The sequence below is a fragment of the Bordetella sp. FB-8 genome (assembly GCF_000382185.1).
GTDB lineage: Bacteria > Pseudomonadota > Gammaproteobacteria > Burkholderiales > Burkholderiaceae_B > Bordetella.
In genome coordinates this window covers 1,680,090-1,701,510 of the sequence record NZ_KB907784.1, presented here as the reverse complement: position 1 = coordinate 1,701,510, position 21,421 = coordinate 1,680,090, and the positions used below count along the sequence as shown (strand labels likewise).

The following is a 21,421-nucleotide window of genomic DNA, read 5'->3' as shown; positions in this document are numbered from 1 at the left end:
CCTGGCGCGGCGCGGAAAAGACGACGATCAGTCGTTGACGATCTTGTAGCGACGCACGCTCATCAGAATGCCGCAGGCCACGCCCATGGTGAACAAGGCCGTGCCTCCGTAGCTCATGAAGGGAAGCGGCACCCCGACCACGGGCAATATGCCGGTCACCATGCCGATGTTCACGAACACGTACAGGAATACCATCATCGTCACCGACCCGGACAGCAGGCGGCCGAACTGCGTCGCCGCGCCGACTGCGATCGTCAGTCCGCGCGCGATCAGCAGGCTGTAGAGCACCAGGATCGCCACGCCGCCGTACAAACCGAATTCTTCCGAATACACCGCATAGATGAAGTCGGTCGTGTGCTCGGGGATGAAGTCCAGGTGGCTTTGCGTGCCCTTCATATAACCCTTGCCGTACAAGCCTCCGGAACCCACCGCGATCATCGACTGAATCGTATGAAACCCCTTGCCCAGCGGATCGGTGTTGGGGTCCAGCAGCGTGCATATCCGGTGCTTCTGGTAATCATGCAGCCCCGGCCAGGCCACATTCGGGCTGCATAGCGCGCTCTCGTTGTAGACCACCGCGCCGATGCCGATCACGCAGGCCAGCACAATCGGGATCAGCAACTTGAAAGACAGGCCGGCGAAATAGATCACGAAAAAGCCCGCGCCGAACACCAGCAGAGCCGTGCCCAGATCGGGCTGCATCATGATCAGGCCGCACGGCAGCGCCAGCAATAGGCCCGCCACGAAAAAATCGCGTATGCGCACTGCGCCCTCGTGGCGATGAAAATACCATGCCAGCGTCATCGGCACGGCGATCTTCATCATTTCCGAGGGCTGGATGCGCGTGAAACCGACGCTCAGCCAACGCGTGGCGCCCTTGCTGGTCACCCCCGCGAAATGCACGGCCACGAGCAGCGCGATGCCCAGCGCGTAAGCCGGCACCGCCAGGCGCATGAGCCGATTGGGCGGGATCAGGGCCACGATCCACATGGCCGCCAGCGCCACCAGGAAATTGCGCGCCTGGCCCATGAAGTGTCCATCCGCGGTTCCACTCGCGGCGGAATACATCACCGTCAGGCCCAGCGCAGCGCACAACAGCAAGATGAACATCAAGGGCCAGTCCAGCGCCGTGATGACGTGCCGCAACAGCTGCGCCAAGCGTTTCATTGAATACCTCCGCGCGCGGATTGCGTCCGCGCAGGCGCCGTCGGAACCGGGCCGATCGCGCTGCCCGGCGGCGCGGGGTTGAACGGCGCGGGGGCGGGCGCGGCGGGATCGGCCGGGGCCGCCGCGGGCTCGCGATGCAGGGCCGTGCCGAACAAGGCAGCATTGTCGCTGCCCCCGAAGACCGGATCGTGGAAGGCCGCCGCGGACTTGGTCAGCAGCGGCAGGTTCTTCAGTTCTCCGGCGGCCTTTTCCTTAGGCCTTTCGATCAGCCAGTAATCGAACATCTTGCGCACGATGGGCGCGGCGACGCTGGCGCCCCAAGTGCCGTGCTCGACGATGACCGCGACCGCGATCTGTGGGTGGTCCACGGGCGCGAAGCCGATATACAGGGCGTGGTCGCGCAGGTTCTTGGGCACTTCGCGCGCCTTCGCGCCGTGCAGGCTGTACACCTGCGCCGTGCCGGTCTTGCCGGCCGACGGGTATTGCGCGCCCAGGAAAGCCATGCGCGAGGTACCGATACGCGGCACGTCGGCCATCGCCGATTTCACGATGTCGAAGTACTTCTGCTTGACGGGAATGACGTGGTCAATCACCGACGGCACCCGCGTGACCTTGTCAGTGATCGGATCGCGTATCGAATGAACCAGATGAGGACGGCGATAGATGCCGTTGTCGGCCAGCGTCGACACCGCCTGCGCCAGCTGCATCATCGTGAAGGCGTTATAGCCCTGCCCCACGGTGAGCGAAACCGATTCGCCCGGATACCACTGCTGCTGTGCCTTGGTCTTGAAAGTGCGGCGCTTCCACGCCTTGGAAGGCAGCACGCCCCGCTTTTCGCCGTCCAGGTCTATTCCCGTGATCTGTCCGAAGCCAAACTGCTTGGTGAAATCGTGCAGCGGATCCACGCCGATGATCGGCCCGAGCGAGAAAAAATAAGTGTCGTCCGACACCACGATGGCCTTGTGCAGATCGACCGACCCGAAGGCCTCGCCTCCCGAGTTGTGGAATTTCTGTCCACCGAACTCGAAATAGCCCGGATCCGGAATCTGGGCGTTGGGGTCGCGCTTGCCCAGCGTCAGCATGGCCAGCGCCACGAAGGGCTTATAGGTCGATCCGATGGGAAAAGCACTGGTCAAAGGCCGGTCGATCAGCGGGTGGTCGGGCGACTCGTTGAGCTGCTTCCAGTTGTCCACGTCGATGCCGTTGACGAACAGGTTCGGATCGTACGAAGGCATCGAGACAAAGGCCAGCACCTCGCCCGTGTTCGGATCGATGGCCACCAGCGCGCCGTCCTCTTTGCCGAAGGCCTGCTCGGCCACACGCTGCAGGCCCATGTCCAGGGACAGCTTCAGGTCCGACCCGGCCACCGGATCGGTGCGGCTCAGGGTGCGCACCGGACGTCCGCCCGCCGTGATTTCCACTTCCTGCACGCCGGTCGTGCCGTGCAGCACCTTTTCGTAGCTTTGCTCTATGCCCTTCTTGCCGATGTATTCGGTGCCGCGATAGTTGCCGGTCTCGCCTTTCTTGTCGAGTTCTTCCAGATCGCTGTCGGAAATGCGGCTGATGTAGCCCACCACCTGCGCGGCGGCGGCTCCCTGGGGATATTGCCGCACCCAGCGCGCCTTGAGTTCGACACCAGGAAACATGAAGGCGTGCGCGGCGAACCACGATGCTTCGGTATCGTTGAGATTGTCGCGCAGCGTCACGGTGTCCACGCGGCTGGTTTCGCCGAGCTGGCGCTTGAACTTGCGCTTGTCGCTCGGACTCAGGTAGACCACGTGCGACAAGCGGTCAAAGAGCTTGTCGTAGTTGTAGTGAATGCCGAAATCGGCCGGCGTGACTTCGAGCGTATAAGTACGGTAGTTGCGCGCCAGCACCACACCGTTGCGGTCGTAGATCTCGCCGCGACGCGGCGGGATGGGCACCAGCGCGATCCGGTTGCGGTCCGCGCGTTCGGAAAACCCCTGATAACGCACCACCTGCAGCACCCAGAAGCGCGACGCCAGCATGCCAAAGCACACCAGCACCACAGCCGCCCCCACCAGGGCGCGCAAGCGAAAACGCCGCTTTTTCTGAAGACTGGTGTTTTTGAATTCGAACATCGCGGCTGCGCTCTCGGGCCTCAGACCGCGGAAGATTCCACGTCGTCCAGCCTGCGCTGCGGCAGTTGCAGCACCCAGCCCACGATGGGCCACAGCGCGGCGGTGATCAGGGCGCCTACCGCCCACCACCAGCCCGGCCAGTGCCCCGCCAGCCAAGCAACCATCAGATGTGTGCTCAAAGGCGCGAGCAGGAATACCGGCAACATGTGCACGGCCTGGCTCAGCAGGTCGAAACGCTGCAGGCGTCGCTGCAGCAACTGCGCGCCGTAGACCACCAGGGCGTAGGTGAGCGCATGGCCTCCCAGCAAGGCCGTGTCGTGCACGTCCAGCAAGATGCCAAAGACGAAAGCCGTCACCAGGCCCACGCGGCGGCTCTCGTAGGCGCTCCAGTAGGCCAGCACCAGCGCCATCATGTCGGGCGCCGCCGGCCACAGGCGCCAGGGCAGCATCGAGGCGAGCCACACCACGATGAGTGTGGTCCAGACAAACACGCCGCGCGCCGGACGCATCAGGCGGTCAGAGTGCGCATTGCCGACCAGTCCCACCAGACGGCCGGAGGCGTCCTGCTGTTCCTGGGAGGAAGGATTAGTTGTCATCGCCCTCTTCCTGCTGCATTTTCGTGGCCTTGCCCACGTCGACCTGCAGCACCAGGAAGTGGCGATACCGCTCGGGATGCGACAGAGGCTCGCCCATGGCCTGCGCGAAACCCGAGGCCGAGTTGCGATCGATGGAGGTGATCTTGGCCACCTGCAGGCCGGCCGGGAAAAATCCGCCCACGCCGCTGGTGATGAGCACGTCGCCCACGCGCACATCGGCGTTAGCCGACAGATAGCGCACCTCGATCTGGCCCGGCGTATTGGTGCCGAACGCGATGAGCCGCAGGCCGTTGCGCAGCACCTGGACCGGTATGGAAACGCGATCGTCCGTGAGCAAGGCCGCCTCGGACGTCATGGGCGTGACGCGCACCAACTGGCCCACCACGCCGCCTTCGTCGATCACGGGCATGCCGGGCGCCAGGCCTGCCCTGCTGCCCTTGTTGAACACCAGGCGCTGCTGACCGCCGCCGTCGGGCGGCTCGTAGAACACCTCGACCACCACGGTCGGCTCGGAAGTGTGCTCGGTGATACCGAGCAGCCGGCGCAGCTGGGCGTTTTCCGTGGCCACCTGCTGGGCGTGGGTGGACACCTGGGCCAGCTCGATACGCTGGCGCTGCAGGGCCTCGTTTTCCTGGCGTATGAGATTGGCGGCGTTGACCCACTCGTCGACCTGCTCGACCAAGTCTCGCGGCGCAAGGACGACGCGCTGGAAGGGATAAAGCGCGATGGCGACCGCGCGGCGCACCGGTTCGAGAACACGCATGCGCGCATCGACCAGCATCAGCGTCAGCGCCAACACGACCAGCACCGCCAGCCGGACTTCCGCGGGCGGGCCGCGCCGAAACAACGGAGGGGTTTGTCCTTGCATATCAGTTCCGCCGGGCTACCTTACGGAGCTGACGCGCCCCCTTGAGAAACAGCAAGCCGAAGGTACAGCGCAGGGGTCGTTTCATCTTGGGCCGGCCCGTCAGGAAAGGGGGCCGGCAAGCGCGCCGACCGCTCGCACAGTATCGCACGGCGGGCGACGGCAACACGGCCTCAATCGTTGATGAAGATGGCGCCCAGTCTCTCGAGATGCTCGAGCGCCTCGCCGCAGCCGCGCACCACGCAGGTAAGCGGATCGTCGGCCACCACCACCGGCAGGCCGGTTTCTTCCTGCAGCAGACGGTCCAGGTCGCGCAGCAGCGCGCCGCCACCGGTCAGGGCGATGCCCTTGTCGGTAATATCGGCGCCCAGCTCGGGCGGGGTCTGTTCCAGCGCGATCTTGACGGCCGAGACGATCTGATTAAGCGGATCGGTCAGCGATTCGAGGATCTCGTTGGACGAAACGGTAAAGCTGCGCGGCACGCCTTCGGCCAAATTGCGGCCCTTGACCTCGATCTCGCGGACTTCGGAGCCCGGAAAGGCCGAACCGATTTCCTTCTTGATGAGCTCGGCAGTGGGTTCGCCGATAAGCATGCCGTAGTTGCGGCGAATATAATTGACGATGGCTTCGTCGAACTTGTCGCCGCCCACGCGCACCGAGCCCTTGTAGACCATGCCGCCCAGCGAGATCACGGCCACTTCGGTCGTACCCCCGCCGATGTCGACCACCATGGAGCCGCTCGCGTCGGACACGGCCAGACCAGCGCCGATGGCCGCAGCCATGGGCTCCTCGATCAGGTAGACATGCGAAGCGCCGGCGCCCAGCGCGGATTCTCGGATGGCGCGGCGCTCGACCTGGGTCGAGCCGCAGGGCACGCAAACGATAATGCGCGGCGAAGGCGCGAGCATATTGCGCGGATGCACCATGCGGATGAACTGCTTGAGCATCTGCTCGGTCACGGTGAAGTCGGCGATCACGCCGTCCTTCATCGGACGGATGGCTTCGATGTTGCCGGGCACGCGGCCCAGCATCTGCTTGGCTTCGCGGCCGACGGCCTGGATGATCTTCTTGCCGCTGGAACCGCCTTCGTGACGGATGGCAACCACGGACGGCTCATCGAGCACGATGCCCTTGCCGCGAACGTAGATGAGCGTATTGGCGGTACCGAGGTCGATCGCCATATCGCTGGAAAAATAGCTGCGTAGGAATCCAAACATGTGAACTCAGCGAAATTCAATAAATTAGGGTCAGGGCGCAAGTTTTAAATAGGTCGCCGGCGGACTAGCCACCCGCTGGTCCCACCTGGGCGTGCCGCCCTCCGGTCGCCGCGTTGCTGCACGTACAATGACTTCAGCGATTAAGCCCTCAATGATAACTTATAATTTTGCGGGAAATAACGCTAAATCCCGGCAATTCATCGTTTGTAACGGCTCAGTTCCGCAGCGTTACGCGATGCCCCGCTCAGCTTTCACATTTCCTTCACTCCCATGGCCCTGAACGAACAAGACGTGGCCCGCATCGCCCGGCTGGCCCGCATCGAGCTCACTTCCGAGCAGCGCGTGCGCGCCCAGGAAGAACTCAACGGCATCCTGCATCTGATCGAACGCCTGCAGGCTGTCGATACGCAGGGCATCGAACCCATGGCCCACCCGCTGTCGGCCCATGAAGACGTGATCCTGCGCCTGCGCGAAGACACCGTCACCGAACGCTCCTGCGCGGCGCAGCGCGACGAAATGCTGGCCAACGCGCCGGATACCGGCGACGGCCTGTTCCTGGTTCCCAAGGTCATCGAATAAAAACGCGCGGCGCCCGACGCGCCGCCCCCATCAAGCTGGATGCAATCCCACATGGCGAACTCCGCTCTGCACAACGAATTCGGCAACATCGCCGGCCTGCGCGAGGCCCTCAAGCAGCGCCGCGTCGGCGCGGTCGAACTGGCGCAAAGCGCGCTGGACGCGGCGCGCGCCGCGGCGCGCCTGAACGCTTTTCTGCACATCGACGCTGATCTCACGCTGGCTCAGGCGCGCGCCGCCGACGCGGCCCTGGCCGCCGGCAGCGCCGGCCCGCTCGCCGGCATCCCCATTGCCCACAAGGACGTGTTCGTCACGCGCGGATGGCGCACCACCGCGGGCAGCAAAATGCTCGAAGGCTACGTCAGCCCCTTCGATGCCACCGTGGTCGAACGCCTGCAGCGGGCAGGCGCCGTATCGCTGGGCAAGCTCAACTGCGACGAGTTCGCCATGGGTTCGAGCAACGAGAACTCGGCCTACGGCCCCGTGCGCAACCCCTGGGACGAAAACGCCGTGCCCGGCGGTTCCTCGGGCGGCTCGGCCGCCGCAGTGGCGGCGGGCCTGGCCGTGGCCACCACCGGCACCGACACGGGCGGCTCGGTGCGCCAGCCCGCCTCGCTTTGCGGGGTCAGCGGCATCAAGCCTACCTACGGCACGGTATCGCGCTTCGGCATGATCGCCTATGGCTCCAGCCTGGACCAGGCCGGCGTGTTCGCGCGCAGCAGCCGAGACCTGCTCGAACTGCTGGACGTGATGAGCGGCTTCGATGAGCGCGACGCCACCAGCCTCGAATTCTGCGACGGCGCGGCCAACGCGCCTGGCCGCGTGCGCGCCGCTTTCGATGCCGTACAAGACGATTTCGACGCTGCCGGCAGTCAGCCCCTGAAAGGCCTGCGCATCGGCGTGCCCAAGGAATTCTTCGGCGCGGGCCTGGCGGCCGATGTCGTCGCGCCCATCGACGCCGCGCTCAAGCAGTTCGAGGTCCTGGGGGCACAGCGCGTGGACATCTGCCTGCCGCGTACTGAGCTGTCGATCCCGGCCTACTACGTGATCGCGCCGGCCGAAGCGTCGAGCAATCTGTCGCGCTACGACGGCGTGCGTTACGGCCACCGCGCCGCCGACTACGACGGTCTCACCGAAATGATCAGCCGCTCGCGCTCCCAGGGTTTCGGCGAAGAAGTGAAACGCCGCATCCTCACCGGGGCCTACGTGCTGTCGCACGGCTACTACGACGCCTACTACCTGCAGGCCCAGCGCCTGCGCCGCATGATCGCGCAGGATTTCCAGCGCGCCTTCGCGGACCGTTGCGACGTGATCATGGGGCCGGTGTCGCCCACCGTGGCGTGGGACCTGGGCAAAAAGAGCGGCGACCCCACCTCCGAATGGCTCATGGACATCTACACCCTGAGCCTGAATCTGGTGGGCCTGCCGGGCATGTCGGTGCCCGTGGGCTTCGGCGACAGGAGTCGCCCCGTCGGCCTTCAGATTATCGGCAACTACTTCGACGAAGGCCGCCTGTTGGCCATCGCCGACCGCTACCAGCAAGTCACCGATTGGCACAAGAAGACGCCCGTCGAAAAATGATGTCCCCGCACGCACTTCCCTCGCTGCCCCCCGGGAAGGCTACCGGCGCCTTGGGAGGGGCGGGCGCCTCCCGCGGCTATTTTTGCCCACAGCAATAATCAATTGGAACCCTGTATGGAATGGGAAATCGTCATCGGCCTGGAAACGCATACGCAGCTTTCCACCGACTCCAAGATCTTCTCGGGCAGCAGCACCCGCTTCGGCGCGGCGCCCAACACGCAGGCCAACGCCGTCGACCTGGCCCTGCCCGGCAGCCTGCCCGTGATGAATCGCGGCGCGGCCGAGCGCGCCATCCAGTTCGGCCTGGCGGTGGGCGGCAGCGTGGCGCCGCGCTCGGTCTTCGCGCGCAAGAACTACTTCTACCCCGACCTGCCCAAGGGCTACCAGATCAGCCAGTACGAACTGCCGGTGGTCTCGGGCGGCGAGATCCGCTTTTTCGTCGGCGAAGAAGAAAAGGTGGTGCACCTGACGCGCGCGCACCTGGAAGAAGACGCGGGCAAGTCGCTGCACGACGATTTCACGCTGGCCAACGGCAGGCCGGCCAGCGGCATCGACCTGAATCGCGCCGGCACGCCGCTGCTGGAAATCGTCTCCGAGCCTGAAATGCGCTCCGCCGCCGAAGCGGTGGCCTATGCGCGCGCGCTGCACGGCCTGGTGGTGTGGCTGGGCATCTGCGACGGCAATATGCAGGAAGGCTCCTTCCGCTGCGACGCCAACGTATCCGTGCGCCCCCGGGGCCAGAAGGAATTCGGTACGCGCGCCGAGGTCAAGAACGTCAACTCGTTCCGCTTTCTGGAACGCGCCATCCTGTTCGAAGCCAGGCGCCAGATCGAACTCATCGAGGACGGCGGCACGGTGGTGCAGGAAACCCGGCTGTACGACGCCGACCGCGACCAGACGCGCAGCATGCGCAGCAAGGAAGACGCGCACGACTATCGCTATTTCCCCGATCCCGATCTGCCGCCCCTGGTGATCAGCCAGGAGTGGATCGAGAAAGTGCGTACCGCCATGCCCGAGCTGCCCGATGCGCAGCGCCAGCGTTTTGCCTGCGACTACGGCCTGCCGGCCTACGACGCCGCGCAGCTGGTTTCCAGCCGCGCCATGGCCCGCTACTTCGAAGAAACCGCGAAGGCCTTGCCCGCCGGCCAGGCCAAACTGGCCGCCAACTGGGTCATGGGCGAGGTCGCCGCGCAGTTGAACCGCGAAGAGAGGGACATCGACCAGTGCCCGGTGCCGGCCGCCGCGCTCGCCGCGCTGATCAGCCGCATCCTGGACGGCACCCTCTCCAACAAGATCGCCCGCGAAGTCTTTGCCGCCATGTGGGCTGGCGAGAACGGCGGCGCACCCGACGCCATCATCGAGGCCCGCGGCCTCAAGCAGATCAGCGACACCGGCGCCATCGGCGCGATGATCGACCAGGTGCTGGCCGCCAATCAAGCCATCGTCCAGGAGTACCGCGCCGGCAAGCAAAAGGCCTTCAATTCGTTGGTGGGCCAGATCATGAAGGCCGCCAAAGGCAAGGCCAACCCGCAGCAAGTCAACGATCTGCTCAAGCAGAAGCTGGGCGGCTAGGACCCGCCAGCCTTGAAGAACCGCGCAAAAGCCGTTCGCGCGATGGCGATGCGCACGGCGCACGCGGCGATCGGCGCAGGCTTTATTTACAATGACGCCGTACCCTGAACGCGGCGCCGGGTTCTGCCCGCCGCATCTGTAATGTAATCGCCGTGTCCCAAATTCCTGCCTCCGACAGCAGTACCTTTCGCACCGACTTCGTGCGCTTCGCCGCCGAACTGGGCGTCCTGAAATTCGGCGCCTTCACGACCAAGGCCGGCCGCCTGAGCCCCTACTTTTTCAACGCGGGCCTGTTCAACACCGGCGCGGCGGTCGCCAAGCTGGCCGACTTCTACGCTCAGGCGCTGCTGGCCTCGGGCGTGCAATTCGACATGCTGTACGGCCCGGCGTACAAGGGCATCCCTCTTGTCACCGCCCTGGCGCTGGCCTTGGCCGCACGCGGCCACGACGTGCCCTTTGCCTTCAACCGCAAGGAAGCCAAGGATCACGGCGAAGGCGGCTCCCTGGTGGGGGCTGCGCTTACCGGCCGCGTCATCATCATCGATGACGTCATCTCGGCCGGCACCTCGGTGCGCGAATCCGTTCACATGATCCAGCTGTCCAAGGCCACTCCCGCCGCCGTCCTGATCGCCCTGGACCGCATGGAGCGCGCGGGCCCGGACAACGCCCTCTCGCCTCATTCCGCCGTTCAGGAAGTGGCCAATACCTACGGCATGCCGGTGGTCAGCATCGCCAGCCTGCACGACATCATGGCGCTGCTCGAGCACGAGTCGGGCTTTGCCGAACACAAGGCGGCCGTGGCCGCCTACCGCGCCAAATACGGCGTTTGATATCCCCGGATAAAGCCATGTTCCGTGTCATCTCCGCCAACCTGAACGGCATCCGTTCGGCCGCTTCCAAGGGTTTTTTCGACTGGATGGGCCGGCAAGACGCCGACGTCGTCGGCGTGCAGGAGGTCAAGGCCCAGCACGACCAGGTCACGGGCGTTTTCGACCGCCACGAGAAGATGGCCGGCTACTTCCATTACGCTGAGAAAAAGGGGTATTCCGGCGTGGGCCTGTACAGCCGACACGAACCCAGCCAAGTCGTGCGTGGCATCGGCAATCCGGAATTCGACGCCGAAGGCCGCTGGGTCGAGCTGCGCTTTGACACGCCTGCGCGCAAGTTCAGTGTCGTCAGCTGCTACTTTCCCAGCGGTTCCAGCAGCGATGAGCGCCAGCAGGCCAAGTATCGCTTCCTGGACTTCATTTATCCGCATCTCATGCGCCTGAAGGCCGACCGCCAATTCATCCTGGTGGGCGACGTCAACATCGCGCACACGCAAGCCGACCTGAAGAACTGGAAAGGCAACCTCAAGAACAGCGGCTTCCTGCCCGAGGAACGCGCCTGGATGACCTGGCTGCTGGGTGAAGGCGAGCTGAGCGACGTCTACCGCGCGCTGCATCCCGACACCACCGACGCGTGCTACACGTGGTGGAGCAATCGCGGCCAGGCCTATGCCAAGAACGTGGGGTGGCGCATCGATTACCAACTGGCCACCGGACCCGTCGCGGCCTGCGCCCGCGCCAGCGGCGTCTATAAAGGCGAGAAATTCAGCGACCACGCGCCGCTGACGGTGGATTACGACTTCGACTTGTAGCCCGTCGCCTCAGGCAACCGCTTCGGTCCGCCCCGAATAGAAGCACACTTGATTCTTGCCCAGCGCCTTGGCCCGGTACATGGCCTGATCGGCGCGGTCGAGCAGCTCGTCGGGATCCGTCACGCCGGGCGAAAGGCTCACGCCAATGCTGGCACTGACGCAGACATGCTGGCCGTCGAGCTCGATAGGCTGAGCCAGCGAGGTAAGCAGCATGTCCGCGATCTGCCCGACATAGCCGTTGGACTCGGGGTGGTTCAGGCCTTCGAGTATGACCGTGAACTCGTCGCCGGACAGGCGGGCGACCGTATCGGTATCGCGCAGGCCATGCTTGAACCTGGCCGCCACGACCTTGAGCACGGCGTCCCCGCCGGCATGGCCGTAGGTATCGTTGACCTGCTTGAAGCCATCCAGATCGATGAAAAGCACGGCCAGCATGCTCGACGTGCGGCGCGCACGCGCCATCGCCTGTTCGATGCGGTCGGCGAACTGCAGCCGATTGGGCAGGCCGGTCAACGCGTCGTGCAAGGCCAGGTAGCCCAGGTATTCACGGTCCATGTGGCGTTCCGTGGCGTCGGAAGCGAGCACCATATAGTTTTCGCTATCGCCCGACGCGTGCGGGTCCAGTCCTTTGAGCGCGACCGACTCCAGATAGATGGAACCGTCTTTCCTGCGGTTCCAGACCTTTCCTTCCCAATGACCCTGCTCGCGCACGGCCTTCCAGATGCCCTCGTAGAACTGCGGCGTCTGGCGGCCCGAGTTCAGGCTGCGCAATCGGGTGCCCAGCAGCTCGGCCTCGGTATAGCCCGTCATACGCACGTACGCCGGGTTGATCCGCTGCACCCGGCCTTGCGCATCAAGCACGGCCACGCCATTGCGCGAATGTTCGAAGATGCGGTCGAAAATGCCGAAAGCATGATCCGTCTTGCGCTGCATCTGCCTACGGTCGTAAGCCAGCAGGCAGGCGATGACCGCCACGCCCAGGATCAGCAAAAGAACGCGGGCATAGCTGGTCCCAACCAGGCCGCACAGCACGATCATGCCAACTATCCCGGCGAGTATTTTGAATTGGTGCGCTCGGGGGGGCCTGACCATGGAAATCTTCCGCGCTATTGTTTTGATTCGAGCGCAGCAATGCTAGGCGATTCCGGTATCAAATAGATCGGGGAAGACCCTGATTTCTTGCATATCTCCGGCCAACAACAAGGTTCACGCCGGCTAATCGCCGTAAATATTGACATTTAAAAACGTCAATTTTGCTACTTCACCTCACCTTCAAGCGCGCCGATCCGCGCGCGATAGGCATACAGCAGCAGCAACCCGGGCACGCCGATAACGACAGAAAACAGGAAAAAACCAGGCCAGCCCAGATGCTCGACCAGCGTGGGCGTAAGCGGCCCCGCCAGGTAAGTGCGGCCCACGGCCGACAGCGCCGACAGCAGCGCGAACTGCGTGGCCGAATATTCATGTCGACACAAGGCCATCAGAAGGCCGACGAAAGCCGCCGTGCCCAGCCCGCCGCACAGGTTTTCGACACCGACGCCCGCGGCCATCAACCAGAGATGGTTGGGACTGACCGAGATCAGCCAGTAACCCAGATTGGACACCGCCTGCAGCAGGCCGAAGGCCATGAGCGAACGATACAGGCCCCAGCGCGCCATGATGGCGCCGCCCGCAAGCGCCCCCACGATGGTCGCGGCCAGACCCAGCACCTTGTTGACCGTGCCGACCTGGGTGGCGGTATAGCCGGCCGCGCGGATCAGGAAAGTCGTGGACAGCGCGCCGGCGAACGCATCGCCCAGCTTGTAGAGCACAATGAGCAAAAGCAGTCCGGCCGCGCCGTGCCGGCTGAAGAATTCACGGAACGGTTCGACCAGGGCCTGCCCCAGATTGCCGGGCGCCGCGGCCGGCGCGTCGGGTTCCGGCGCCCATAGCGTGGCGGCCGTGCAAACCAGCATCAGCACGCCCATGAGCACATACATATGCCCCCAGCCCAGCCAGCTGTCGGCCAGCACCAGGGCCAGTCCGCCCGAAACGATCATGGCGATGCGGTAGCCCAGCACCTTGACGGCCGCGCCCGCGCCACGCTCCTCGCCGTGCAGCACGTCGGTACTATAGGCGTCGAAGGCGATGTCCTGCGTGGCCGACAGCACCGCCACCACCACGGCCAGCATAGCCAGTTCCGGCAAGGCCGAACCGGGCGAGAGCAGGCCCATGCCCATGATGGCCAGGGCCAGCAGCATCTGCATCAGCAGCATCCAGCCGCGACGCCTGCCCAGCCAGGGCGGTGCGTAGCGGTCGATCAGCGGCGCCCACAGGAACTTGAGCGTGTAGGCCGTACCCACCAGCGTGAGAAAACCTATGTTCTGCAGCGAAACGTTCGAGACCGTGGCCCAGGCCTGCAGCGTGCCGCCGGTCAAGGCCAGAGGCAGCCCGCTGGCGAAACCCAGGGCCAGTTGCGGTGCTACGCGACGGCTGAAATAGACGTTGCCCGCCGATCTCGCGGTGCTCGCATCCGTCATGGGCGCATTCCTTTGCAAAAAAATTCAACCCGAGGCGAACCGGTACATGGCCAGCGTGCTGCGCCAGTGCGGCAGCACCCGTACCTCGCGCGCCTGATTGAACGTGGCGCGCTCGATAATGCGCAAACCCACCTGCGCGGCCAGGTCCTCGAAATCGCGCAGCGTGCACAGATGGATGTTGGGCGTGTTGTACCACTGGTAGGGCATCTGCCCCGTCACCGGCATACGGCCGCGCAGAATCGACCAGCCGTGCGGCCAATAGCCAAAGTTGGGAAAGGACACAATGCCCTGGCTCGCCACCCGCATCATCTCGCGCAGGATGTGCGTGGTGTGATGCATGGACTGCAGCGTCTGCGACAGCACCACGGTTTCGAACTGCTTGTCGCCGAACAGGGCCAGCCCACCCTCCATATTCTGCTGGATGACCTCGACCCCGCGCTGCACGCAGGCAATGACGCATTGGTCGTCGATCTCCACGCCGGCGCCACGCACTTGACGATTGTCGCGCAGCCAAGCCAGGAGCGCGCCGTCGCCGCAGCCCAGATCCAGGACCCGGCTGCCCGGCTCGATCCACTGCGCGATACGCGCCAGGTCGGGGCGCAGCGCGATGGCGCCGCAATGCTCCCCAGGACGTGCGGACACCAGACTCATGCAAGCACCTCGGGCAAGTTGAGCTTGCGCGCGATGCGTTCGTAGTAGCCGCGCACTACGGCAAGGTAACGCGGATCGTCCAGCAGGAAGGCGTCGTGGCCGTGCGGCGCGTCGATCTCGGCGTAGGTGACCGGGCTGCCGTTCTTGAGCAGCGCGCGGACGATCTCGCGCGAACGCTCGGGCGGAAAGCGCCAGTCGGTCGAAAAGGAGGTCAGCAGGAAATCGGCCGTGGCCGGCGCCAGCGCGCGGGCCAGATCGCCGCCGGTATTGCGCGCCGGATCGAAATAGTCCAGCGCGCGCGTGATCAGCAAATAGGTGTTGGCGTCGAAGTAGCGCGAGAATTTCTCGCCCTGGTAGCGCAGGTACGACTCGACCTCGAACTCCACGTCGTAGCCGTAACGATAGTCGCCGTCCGCCGCCGGCTCGCGCTGCGCGCGGCCGAATTTCTCGGCCATGTCGTCGTCCGACAGATAGGTGATGTGGCCGATCATGCGCGCCACCGATAGGCCGCGGCCAGGGACGGTGTCGTGCGCGTAGTAGTCCCCGCCGTTGAAATCCGGATCGGTGATGATGGCGCGGCGCGCCACTTCGTTAAATCCGATGTTCTGCGCCGACAGGCGCGGCGTGCTGGCGATAACGATGCAATGCGCCACCCGCTGCGGGCAGGTGATGGCCCAGGACAGCGCCTGCATGCCGCCCAGCGATCCGCCCATCACCGCCGCGAAGCGCTCGATGCCGAAATGGTCAGCCACGCGGGCCTGGGCCTGCACCCAGTCTTCCACGGTCAATACGGGAAAGGCCGCGCCCCAGCGCTTGCCGGTGGCGGGATTGACGCTGGCCGGCCCGGTCGAACCGAAGCAGGAACCCAGGTTGTTGATGCCGATGACGAAGAAGCGGCTGGTGTCGACCGGCTTGCCCGGTCCAACCATATTGTCCCACCAGCCCGGCGAGCCATCGTCGGCCGCGATGCCGGCAACATGGTGCGAGGCATTGAGCGCATGGCAGATCAGCACCGCATTGCTGCGTTCGGCATTGAGCGTGCCGTAGGTTTCCACGGCCAGCTCATAGGCCTCCAACTGCTGTCCGCTCGCCAGGGGCAAGGGCTCGGTAAAAGACAGGAAGGTCGGGCAAACGACGCCGACGGACCCGGCGGAAACCGGGGGGAGCGGAAAGGCGGACGGCGCGCAATGATCGGACGCGCTTGCCTCGGCAGGGGCAATGAGGGTCATACGGACCTCTTTAGCTGGATTTATACAAGCGCCCGCAAGCGGATCAGGCAAATCGGCGCAGTTCAGGATTTGGATTCTAGCACCAGTGATCTGCGCCGAAGTCCCTGCCCACAACCCCGATAACTTACAAATGACCACCCGTAGCACCGTAAAATCGAGGGCCGTTTTGCACCGATACATCAGACTCCGTGACCGACACCCAACGCTATGCCCGCCTGGCCGCCCACGCCCCCTTGCTCGATCAAACCCTGCGCGGCATCGAGAAAGAAGGCCTGCGCGTCGACAACCGGGGCGCGCTCGCCCTGACGCCGCACCCCGCAGCGCTGGGTTCGGCCCTGACCAACGAACACGTCACTACCGACTATTCGGAATCGCTGCTCGAGCTGATCACCGGCACGCATACGCGCGTCGACGACCTGATCGGCGAGCTGGCCGACACACACCGCTTCGTGCAGGGCGCGCTGGGCGCGGAACTGATCTGGAACCAGTCCATGCCCGCCGCGCTGCCCGACGAGGCCGGGATCCCCATCGCCTGGTACGGCAAGTCCAACACCGGCATGCTCAAGCACGTCTACCGCCGCGGCCTGGCCGAGCGCTACGGCAAGACCATGCAATGCATCGCCGGGGTGCACTACAACTTCTCGCTGCCCGAGGCGCTGTGGCTGGCGCTCGATCCCGCCGACGGCGACGCGCGCGCGCACCGCAACCGCGGCTACATCGGCCTGATCCGCAACTTCACGCGCTATGCCTGGCTGCTGATGTATCTGTTCGGCGCCACGCCCGCACTGTCGCGCGATTTCCTGCACGGCCGCGACCACGGCCTGCAGACGCTGGATGCGGATACGCTCTACCTGCCGCACGCCACGAGCCTGCGCATGAGCGACCTGGGCTACCAGAGCAAGGCGCAGGCGCAACTCAAGCTTTGCTACAACGATCTGGAAACTTTCCTGGCCCGCCAGTACACCGCAGTGACGCAGCCCTGGCCGGCCTACGAGGCCATCGGCACGCATCGCGACGGGCAGTGGATACAGTTGAACACCAACGTGCTGCAGATCGAGAACGAGTACTACTCGATCATCCGCCCCAAGCGCGCAACCGGGCGCTGCGAGCGCCCGATCACCGCGCTGGCCGAGCGTGGCGTGCAGTACGTGGAAGTGCGATGTATGGACATCGACCCCTGGACGTCCACCGGCATCGCGCCCGAGGCGGCCCGCTTCATCGATGCCTTCCTGCTGTTTTGCGCCACAGCCGACAGCCCGCCTTTCCCCGAGGACGGGCGCTGCCAGCGCAGCGCCGACAACTTCGCCACCGTGGTCAAGCAGGGACGCCGGCCGGGTCTGACGCTGGACCGCGAAGGCACGCCCATCGGCCTGCGGCAGTGGGGCGAACAACTGCTGGACCTCATCGAACCGTATGCGGCGCTCTACGACCAGACCCAGGGCGGCCATGCGTATGCCGAGTCCCTGGCCTTGCAGCGCGCCAAGCTGGCCGATGTCGAACTCACGCCTTCGGCGCGCCTGCTGCGCGAACTGCGTGATTGCGGCCTGAGCTTTCACGACTACACGCTGCGGCAAAGCGGCGAGCACGCCGCGGCCCTGCGCGCGCAGGGCCTGCACGCCGATCGCGCCGCTTTCTACGCCGAGATGGCGCGCAAGTCCGTGTCCGACCAGGCCGCGATCGAGGCCTGCGATGACGTGGACTTCGATACCTACGTGGCCAAATACCACATGGCCCTCAAGCGCCCTTTCTAGGCGCCGCGGCCGGACAAGGGCGGCCTCATCTCTGCGCTTCGCGCTGGCGCCTGCGCGAGAGCATTTTCATTTTCAGCATGTCGCGCACGGCGCGAATCAAGGGCTCCTGGCCGCGCCCGCGGCGCAGGATGGCCGAAAACGGCGCCTGGCAGCCGAACTCGCTGGGCATGATCACCCGCAGCCGTCCTTCCTCCAACCAAGGGTGGGCGTAGTGCTCGGGCAGGTAGCCCACGTATTTGCCTGAAAGGATCAGCACGAGCTGGGCTTGCATGTTGTCGACAGTGGCTGTGCTGTGCTTGAAGCCTTTCGTGCCCCGACCGCCAGATCCAGGCGATTTTCCTGGATGCCCATGAGCAAGTCGTGCGGGCTGCGAATCAGCAGGTTCAGGTGCACCGCCGGAAACTGCGCGTTAAAGCGGCCGATGAGTTCGGCTGATGTATTGATCAGACTAGCCTTGGTGGCCGACCTCGGGCCCGATTCCGTATGCCGTCGCACCGCCGACCAGTACGCCGCCGAGGCGGACTCTTTTTATTCAGACGCGTTCTGGCAGGCCGGCCTGCGCCTGCTCGAGAACGACAAGCCCGACTATCGCAGTTGACCGGGGGCTGCGCCGACGCCGGGTTTGTTCGTCTTCCAATCCGGTCCCGTCAAGGCGGGATCGACGTTGCCGTCCGCGGCGACCTCGGGATGCGTGGTGTAGCGGGCCGCGATCTTGCCGTCGGGATAGAAGCGCAAAGTCAACACCGCGGCCTTGGACTGCGGGGTAGGCAGATCAAGCGTGGCGCCGTAGTCATAGGCGCCCCCGCCGTGTGGCGCGTTGGCGTTCATCACATAGCGCCAGCGCACCGGCAGGCGGCCTTTGTCCGAGGGCGCCGGCACATAGCCTTGCCTGAGCACCCGCTTGCCCGTGGCCGCGCCAGGCGGCAAATAGCCGATCAGCCCGGGGCTGACCAGATAGTCGATACCCTGTGATGTGAAGTTATAGGGATAAACCGTCACGGGATCGGGCGGGTCGGCCTGGCCGGACAGCATTTGCATGAAATGGCGGGTCTGGTCGGGAAAACCGAAGAGCATGGCCGTGGTCAGCACGGCGATGACCACCGCACCGCGCAAAGCGCGCCGCAGCGGTCCGCGCAAGGTTCTGGACTGCATGGGAAGTACGCGTCATCCTGGCTGGAACAAGCGCTGTTTTAACTCATGCGGCCCCGATCCGCGCAGATCGCACGCATGGCGCGCGCTTCGGTCAGACGGAACCCGACCGGCCCGCCGTAGCCCTGCATGAACAAGGTGTAGCGCTCGAGTCCCAGCGCATCGAGCCAGCGCCCGGCGATCTGCGCGAGAGGGTCGAAGGTATACGAAATTCCCGCGGCGCCGGTGCGCTGCTGTGGCCAAAGCCGGGATAGTCGGGGGCGATAACGTGCATGACCCGCACCAACGCTATGCATCCGCGCCTATGGCGATTCCAGCGGCCCGGTCAGAAAAAGATCGCCGTCGCAGTCCAGGGGCGGATTCAGGCCAATCGCGCTGATGCGGTCAATCAAGCGGTGCTTTGCGGCATGGGTATCGGCCTTGCGATGCTCTGGCTGATCCGTCCGCTGCTCGAGGCCGGCAAGGTCGAGCGCTTCGCCGACGAATGGCGGTAGCCGGTGAACAGTCCCGCTACCGCGGCGCGGCCTGCGCCAGCCAAGCCTCGAAACCCTCGCGCGGCATGGGCCGCGCGAACAGGTAGCCCTGCGCGTAGTCGCAGCCTGCCGCACACAGGAGGTCGCACTGGGCTTGCGTTTCCACGCCCTCGGCCACCACTTTGAGTCCCAACTTGTGCGCCATGGCGATGATGGCCTCTACGATGGTCTGATCGCTGTCGCTCGATGTCAGCGCGCTGATGAAAGAATGATCGATTTTCAGCGCCCCCAGATCGAATTTTTTCAGACAGGACAAGGCTGAATAACCGGTGCCGAAATCGTCGATGCTCACCGCCATGCCGGCAGCGCGAAGTTCCTGCAGGGTTTGCATCACCATCGGCCGCTCGTCCAGGAGCACCTTTTCGACGATCTCCACGGACAGCAGATCGGGCGGCAGCGACGACTGCCGCAAGATATCGAGCCATGCGCGACAGCTGCCGCTGATGAATTGGCGCGGCGAGACGTTGATGCAGATCCTCGCTCCGGCCTGCCGTGCACGCCACCAGGCCGCTACGTCCAGGGCCTGACGGAACACCTCGTCGCCGATCGCATCGATGAGGCCGATTTCCTCGGCAGTGGAGATGAATTCGACCGGTGGCACCATCCCGCGCGCTGGATGCGGCCAGCGCAGCAGCGCTTCGGCCCGCGCGATCTGGCCGGTGACCAGATCGACGATGGGCTGATAGTGCACCTCGAACTGCTGCTCCTGCACTGCCTGCCGCAGGTCGTTGCCCAGGTCAAGCCGCAGCCTGGCCTGCACCTGCATGGATGGCGTGAAGTAGCAGAACGCGTTCTTGCCCTGAGCCTTGACGGCATACATGGCCTGATCGGCGTAGCTGAGCAAGGTACTGTCCGTGCCGTCCTGCGGATAGATGGCGATGCCGATGCTGCCCGTCACGTGGACCCGCTTGCCTTCCAGGTCGTACGGTTCGGACAGCAGCTGCAAAATCTTCTGCGCCACCATTCCGGCCGCGGAGGCATCGGAAATTTTCGGCAGAAGAACGGCAAACTCGTCGCCCCCCAGGCGCGCCACCGTGTCGGTGGCGCGCAGCGCCGAGCTGATGCGCCGAGCCGCCTGCTTGAGCAGCGCGTCGCCGACGTGATGGCCCAGGGTGTCGTTCACTTCCTTGAAACGATCCAGGTCGACGAACAGCAGCGCCAGGGATTCCTCCTCCCGCTTGGCCCGCAGCAATTGCTCGGTCAGCCTGTCGCGCAGCAGCCTCAGATTGGGCAGTCCGGTCAAGGCATCGTAGTGGGCATCGTGGCGGACCTGCTCCATCTGCTTGCGCTCGCTGATGTCCAGGATCACCCCGACCAGGCCTCCCAGGGTGCCGTCGGCCTTGTCGAAGGTGGCTTTGTAGAACATCACGTCACGCCGGACAGCATCCTTGGCGTACATCACCGACGCCTCGTAGGCCTGCGTGCCGCGCGCCGCGAACAGCGCCTTGTCGGCATCGGAGTATTCTCCGGCAAGATCTGACGGCGACAGGTCGTACGCCGTGCGGCCCACGATCTGGTCGCGAGGCAGGCCGACAAACTCTTCGAACGCGCGGTTGCAGCCGAGGAAACGTCCTTTCTCGTCCTTGTAGAACACCGGGTTGGGAATGGTGTCCACCAGGCGGGTGACGAACTGAAGCTGGTCGGCCACATCCCGCTCGGCGCGGCGGCGCTCGGAAATGTCTTGCAGCAGACCAATGGTGGCCGGTGTATTGCGATAGCTCACCGTCACGCTGAATACTTCCGCGTCAAAAAGCGAGCCGTCGCGCCGCAGGCCTTGGAATTCATAGGCGCAGGCCTGTTTTTCCCCGCTCATGCGCCGGGCGATCTCGTCGGTGACGCGCGCGCGATCGTGCACCGCGGTCAACTCCTGCGAATTCATGCCCGCACACAACTCTGCCGGGACATAGCCGAACATGTCCGCCAGCCGGTCGTTAACATAGACAAAGCGCCCGTCCTGCACCACAAATACACCGACCAGCGCGTTGCTGCACAGGCTGCGCAGCAGGTTATCGGCGTCGCTCACCAGATATTGGAACAAGGGCTGGCCGCTTTGACTCATGGCATCCCGCGCGAAGGCTCAGTGGCCCTAAAAGGTACGCCTATTGGGAACGGATCACAACGACGTAGGTGCCCTATATATCAAAAACAAGGGGTGCCGGACCTGGACCGATCGGGATCAAGGCATGCTGCGCACCTTCCCGCCTTGCTTGGAGACTTCCGGCAAGCTGTCGAGCAAGACCTCGAACTTGCCGGCAATGTCGTTCTGCGGCACGC

General features: G+C 64.7%; 20 protein-coding genes, 1 pseudogene and 1 riboswitch. Of the genes and pseudogenes, 8 read left to right on the top strand and 13 right to left on the bottom strand.

Annotation, left to right across the window (positions count from 1 at the left end):
- Positions 1 to 27: 27 nt before the first annotated feature.
- The 5 genes from rodA to H143_RS0108125 form a co-directional block, all read right to left on the bottom strand.
- Positions 28 to 1,167, bottom strand: a complete 1,140-nt coding sequence (gene rodA / locus H143_RS0108145) for a rod shape-determining protein RodA (protein WP_019937740.1) — start codon at positions 1,165 to 1,167, stop codon at positions 28 to 30.
- Positions 1,164 to 3,269, bottom strand: coding sequence for a penicillin-binding protein 2 (mrdA, locus tag H143_RS0108140; protein ID WP_019937739.1), 2,106 nt, complete (start codon positions 3,267 to 3,269; stop codon positions 1,164 to 1,166). Before mrdA ends, rodA begins: the two co-directional genes overlap by 4 nt.
- 20 nt (positions 3,270 to 3,289) lie before the next feature.
- Positions 3,290 to 3,778, bottom strand: a complete 489-nt coding sequence (gene mreD / locus H143_RS0108135; RefSeq protein ID WP_033366246.1) for a rod shape-determining protein MreD — start codon at positions 3,776 to 3,778, stop codon at positions 3,290 to 3,292.
- A gap of 76 nt (positions 3,779 to 3,854) precedes the next feature.
- Complete coding sequence (gene mreC / locus H143_RS0108130; RefSeq protein ID WP_026349845.1) at positions 3,855 to 4,733, bottom strand: rod shape-determining protein MreC; 879 nt, start codon at positions 4,731 to 4,733, stop codon at positions 3,855 to 3,857.
- Positions 4,734 to 4,903: 170 nt separating this feature from the next.
- Positions 4,904 to 5,947 (bottom strand): rod shape-determining protein, encoded by a 1,044-nt coding sequence (locus H143_RS0108125; RefSeq protein ID WP_019937736.1) that lies wholly within the window; start codon positions 5,945 to 5,947, stop codon positions 4,904 to 4,906.
- Positions 5,948 to 6,217: 270 nt separating this feature from the next.
- Here H143_RS0108125 and gatC point away from each other — a divergent pair, with 270 nt between their 5' ends.
- The 5 genes from gatC to H143_RS0108100 all read left to right on the top strand — a co-directional run bounded on the left by gatC (position 6,218) and on the right by H143_RS0108100 (position 11,315).
- Positions 6,218 to 6,526, top strand: coding sequence for an Asp-tRNA(Asn)/Glu-tRNA(Gln) amidotransferase subunit GatC (gatC, locus tag H143_RS0108120; RefSeq protein ID WP_019937735.1), 309 nt, complete (start codon positions 6,218 to 6,220; stop codon positions 6,524 to 6,526).
- A 51-nt stretch (positions 6,527 to 6,577) separates the two neighbouring features.
- Positions 6,578 to 8,104, top strand: a complete 1,527-nt coding sequence (gatA, locus tag H143_RS0108115; RefSeq protein ID WP_019937734.1) for an Asp-tRNA(Asn)/Glu-tRNA(Gln) amidotransferase subunit GatA — start codon at positions 6,578 to 6,580, stop codon at positions 8,102 to 8,104.
- 114 nt (positions 8,105 to 8,218) lie between these two features.
- Positions 8,219 to 9,676: an Asp-tRNA(Asn)/Glu-tRNA(Gln) amidotransferase subunit GatB gene (gatB, locus tag H143_RS0108110; RefSeq protein WP_019937733.1), complete on the top strand. Its 1,458-nt coding sequence runs from the start codon at positions 8,219 to 8,221 to the stop codon at positions 9,674 to 9,676.
- Positions 9,677 to 9,837: 161 nt separating this feature from the next.
- A complete protein-coding gene (gene pyrE / locus H143_RS0108105) occupies positions 9,838 to 10,506 on the top strand; it encodes an orotate phosphoribosyltransferase (RefSeq protein ID WP_026349844.1) in 669 nt (222 codons plus the stop codon).
- A gap of 17 nt (positions 10,507 to 10,523) precedes the next feature.
- Positions 10,524 to 11,315 carry an exodeoxyribonuclease III gene (locus H143_RS0108100; protein WP_019937731.1) on the top strand — a complete coding sequence of 264 codons (792 nt, stop codon included), beginning with the start codon at positions 10,524 to 10,526 and terminating at the stop codon, positions 11,313 to 11,315.
- A gap of 9 nt (positions 11,316 to 11,324) precedes the next feature.
- On the opposite strand, the gene H143_RS20240 is transcribed toward H143_RS0108100, so the two are convergent.
- From H143_RS20240 to H143_RS0108080, 4 genes are all read right to left on the bottom strand, one after another.
- Positions 11,325 to 12,353 carry a sensor domain-containing diguanylate cyclase gene (locus H143_RS20240; RefSeq protein ID WP_019937730.1) on the bottom strand — a complete coding sequence of 343 codons (1,029 nt, stop codon included), beginning with the start codon at positions 12,351 to 12,353 and terminating at the stop codon, positions 11,325 to 11,327.
- 218 nt (positions 12,354 to 12,571) lie between these two features.
- Entirely contained in the window at positions 12,572 to 13,834 is a 1,263-nt protein-coding gene (locus H143_RS0108090) for a muropeptide transporter (protein WP_019937729.1), read from the bottom strand.
- Positions 13,835 to 13,858: 24 nt separating this feature from the next.
- Positions 13,859 to 14,485 (bottom strand): methionine biosynthesis protein MetW, encoded by a 627-nt coding sequence (gene metW, locus H143_RS0108085; RefSeq protein ID WP_019937728.1) that lies wholly within the window; start codon positions 14,483 to 14,485, stop codon positions 13,859 to 13,861.
- Entirely contained in the window at positions 14,482 to 15,714 is a 1,233-nt protein-coding gene (locus tag H143_RS0108080) for a homoserine O-acetyltransferase (protein WP_019937727.1), read from the bottom strand. Before H143_RS0108080 ends, metW begins: the two co-directional genes overlap by 4 nt.
- Positions 15,704 to 15,783: riboswitch (SAM riboswitch) on the bottom strand. (Overlaps the previous gene by 11 nt.)
- A 119-nt stretch (positions 15,784 to 15,902) precedes the next feature.
- Here H143_RS0108080 and gshA point away from each other — a divergent pair.
- A complete protein-coding gene (gene gshA, locus H143_RS0108075) occupies positions 15,903 to 17,465 on the top strand; it encodes a glutamate--cysteine ligase (protein ID WP_019937726.1) in 1,563 nt (520 codons plus the stop codon).
- Between the two features lie 25 nt (positions 17,466 to 17,490).
- Here the strand turns inward: gshA and H143_RS21580 are convergent.
- Positions 17,491 to 17,742, bottom strand: a pseudogene (locus tag H143_RS21580) (LysR substrate-binding domain-containing protein); the annotation flags it as partial.
- Positions 17,743 to 17,886: 144 nt separating this feature from the next.
- Between H143_RS21580 and H143_RS22415 the strand changes: the two are divergent.
- Entirely contained in the window at positions 17,887 to 18,063 is a 177-nt protein-coding gene (locus H143_RS22415; protein WP_019937724.1) for a hypothetical protein, read from the top strand.
- Here H143_RS22415 and H143_RS0108060 read toward each other — a convergent pair.
- Both H143_RS0108060 and H143_RS0108055 read right to left on the bottom strand, forming a co-directional pair.
- Entirely contained in the window at positions 18,051 to 18,617 is a 567-nt protein-coding gene (locus tag H143_RS0108060; protein WP_019937723.1) for a hypothetical protein, read from the bottom strand. The genes H143_RS22415 and H143_RS0108060 overlap by 13 nt on opposite strands.
- 38 nt (positions 18,618 to 18,655) lie before the next feature.
- Positions 18,656 to 18,910 (bottom strand): hypothetical protein, encoded by a 255-nt coding sequence (locus tag H143_RS0108055; RefSeq protein WP_026349842.1) that lies wholly within the window; start codon positions 18,908 to 18,910, stop codon positions 18,656 to 18,658.
- On the opposite strand from H143_RS0108055, the gene H143_RS0108050 reads away from it, so the two are divergent.
- On the top strand, positions 18,905 to 19,108 hold the full coding sequence (locus H143_RS0108050; RefSeq protein WP_019937722.1) for a hypothetical protein: 204 nt from the start codon (positions 18,905 to 18,907) through the stop codon (positions 19,106 to 19,108). The genes H143_RS0108055 and H143_RS0108050 overlap by 6 nt on opposite strands.
- A gap of 16 nt (positions 19,109 to 19,124) precedes the next feature.
- Here H143_RS0108050 and H143_RS20230 read toward each other — a convergent pair whose 3' ends face one another.
- A complete protein-coding gene (locus H143_RS20230; RefSeq protein ID WP_019937721.1) occupies positions 19,125 to 21,206 on the bottom strand; it encodes a bifunctional diguanylate cyclase/phosphodiesterase in 2,082 nt (693 codons plus the stop codon).
- Between the last annotated feature and the right edge of the window lie 215 nt (positions 21,207 to 21,421).

Coding starts and splice junctions, on each gene's coding strand:
- gatC (WP_019937735.1), top strand. CDS start 6,218: ATGGCCCTGAACGAACAAGACGTGGCCCGCATCGCCCGGCTGGCCCGC.
- H143_RS20240 (WP_019937730.1), bottom strand. CDS start 12,353: ATGATCGTGCTGTGCGGCCTGGTTGGGACCAGCTATGCCCGCGTTCTT.
- rodA (WP_019937740.1), bottom strand. CDS start 1,167: ATGAAACGCTTGGCGCAGCTGTTGCGGCACGTCATCACGGCGCTGGAC.
- H143_RS0108050 (WP_019937722.1), top strand. CDS start 18,905: ATGCATCCGCGCCTATGGCGATTCCAGCGGCCCGGTCAGAAAAAGATC.
- mrdA (WP_019937739.1), bottom strand. CDS start 3,269: ATGTTCGAATTCAAAAACACCAGTCTTCAGAAAAAGCGGCGTTTTCGC.
- gatA (WP_019937734.1), top strand. CDS start 6,578: ATGGCGAACTCCGCTCTGCACAACGAATTCGGCAACATCGCCGGCCTG.
- H143_RS0108100 (WP_019937731.1), top strand. CDS start 10,524: ATGTTCCGTGTCATCTCCGCCAACCTGAACGGCATCCGTTCGGCCGCT.
- H143_RS0108080 (WP_019937727.1), bottom strand. CDS start 15,714: ATGACCCTCATTGCCCCTGCCGAGGCAAGCGCGTCCGATCATTGCGCG.
- gatB (WP_019937733.1), top strand. CDS start 8,219: ATGGAATGGGAAATCGTCATCGGCCTGGAAACGCATACGCAGCTTTCC.
- H143_RS0108060 (WP_019937723.1), bottom strand. CDS start 18,617: ATGCAGTCCAGAACCTTGCGCGGACCGCTGCGGCGCGCTTTGCGCGGT.
- mreC (WP_026349845.1), bottom strand. CDS start 4,733: ATGCAAGGACAAACCCCTCCGTTGTTTCGGCGCGGCCCGCCCGCGGAA.
- H143_RS20230 (WP_019937721.1), bottom strand. CDS start 21,206: ATGAGTCAAAGCGGCCAGCCCTTGTTCCAATATCTGGTGAGCGACGCC.
- metW (WP_019937728.1), bottom strand. CDS start 14,485: ATGAGTCTGGTGTCCGCACGTCCTGGGGAGCATTGCGGCGCCATCGCG.
- H143_RS0108090 (WP_019937729.1), bottom strand. CDS start 13,834: ATGACGGATGCGAGCACCGCGAGATCGGCGGGCAACGTCTATTTCAGC.
- H143_RS0108055 (WP_026349842.1), bottom strand. CDS start 18,910: ATGCATAGCGTTGGTGCGGGTCATGCACGTTATCGCCCCCGACTATCC.
- H143_RS0108125 (WP_019937736.1), bottom strand. CDS start 5,947: ATGTTTGGATTCCTACGCAGCTATTTTTCCAGCGATATGGCGATCGAC.
- mreD (WP_033366246.1), bottom strand. CDS start 3,778: ATGCGTCCGGCGCGCGGCGTGTTTGTCTGGACCACACTCATCGTGGTG.
- H143_RS22415 (WP_019937724.1), top strand. CDS start 17,887: ATGAGTTCGGCTGATGTATTGATCAGACTAGCCTTGGTGGCCGACCTC.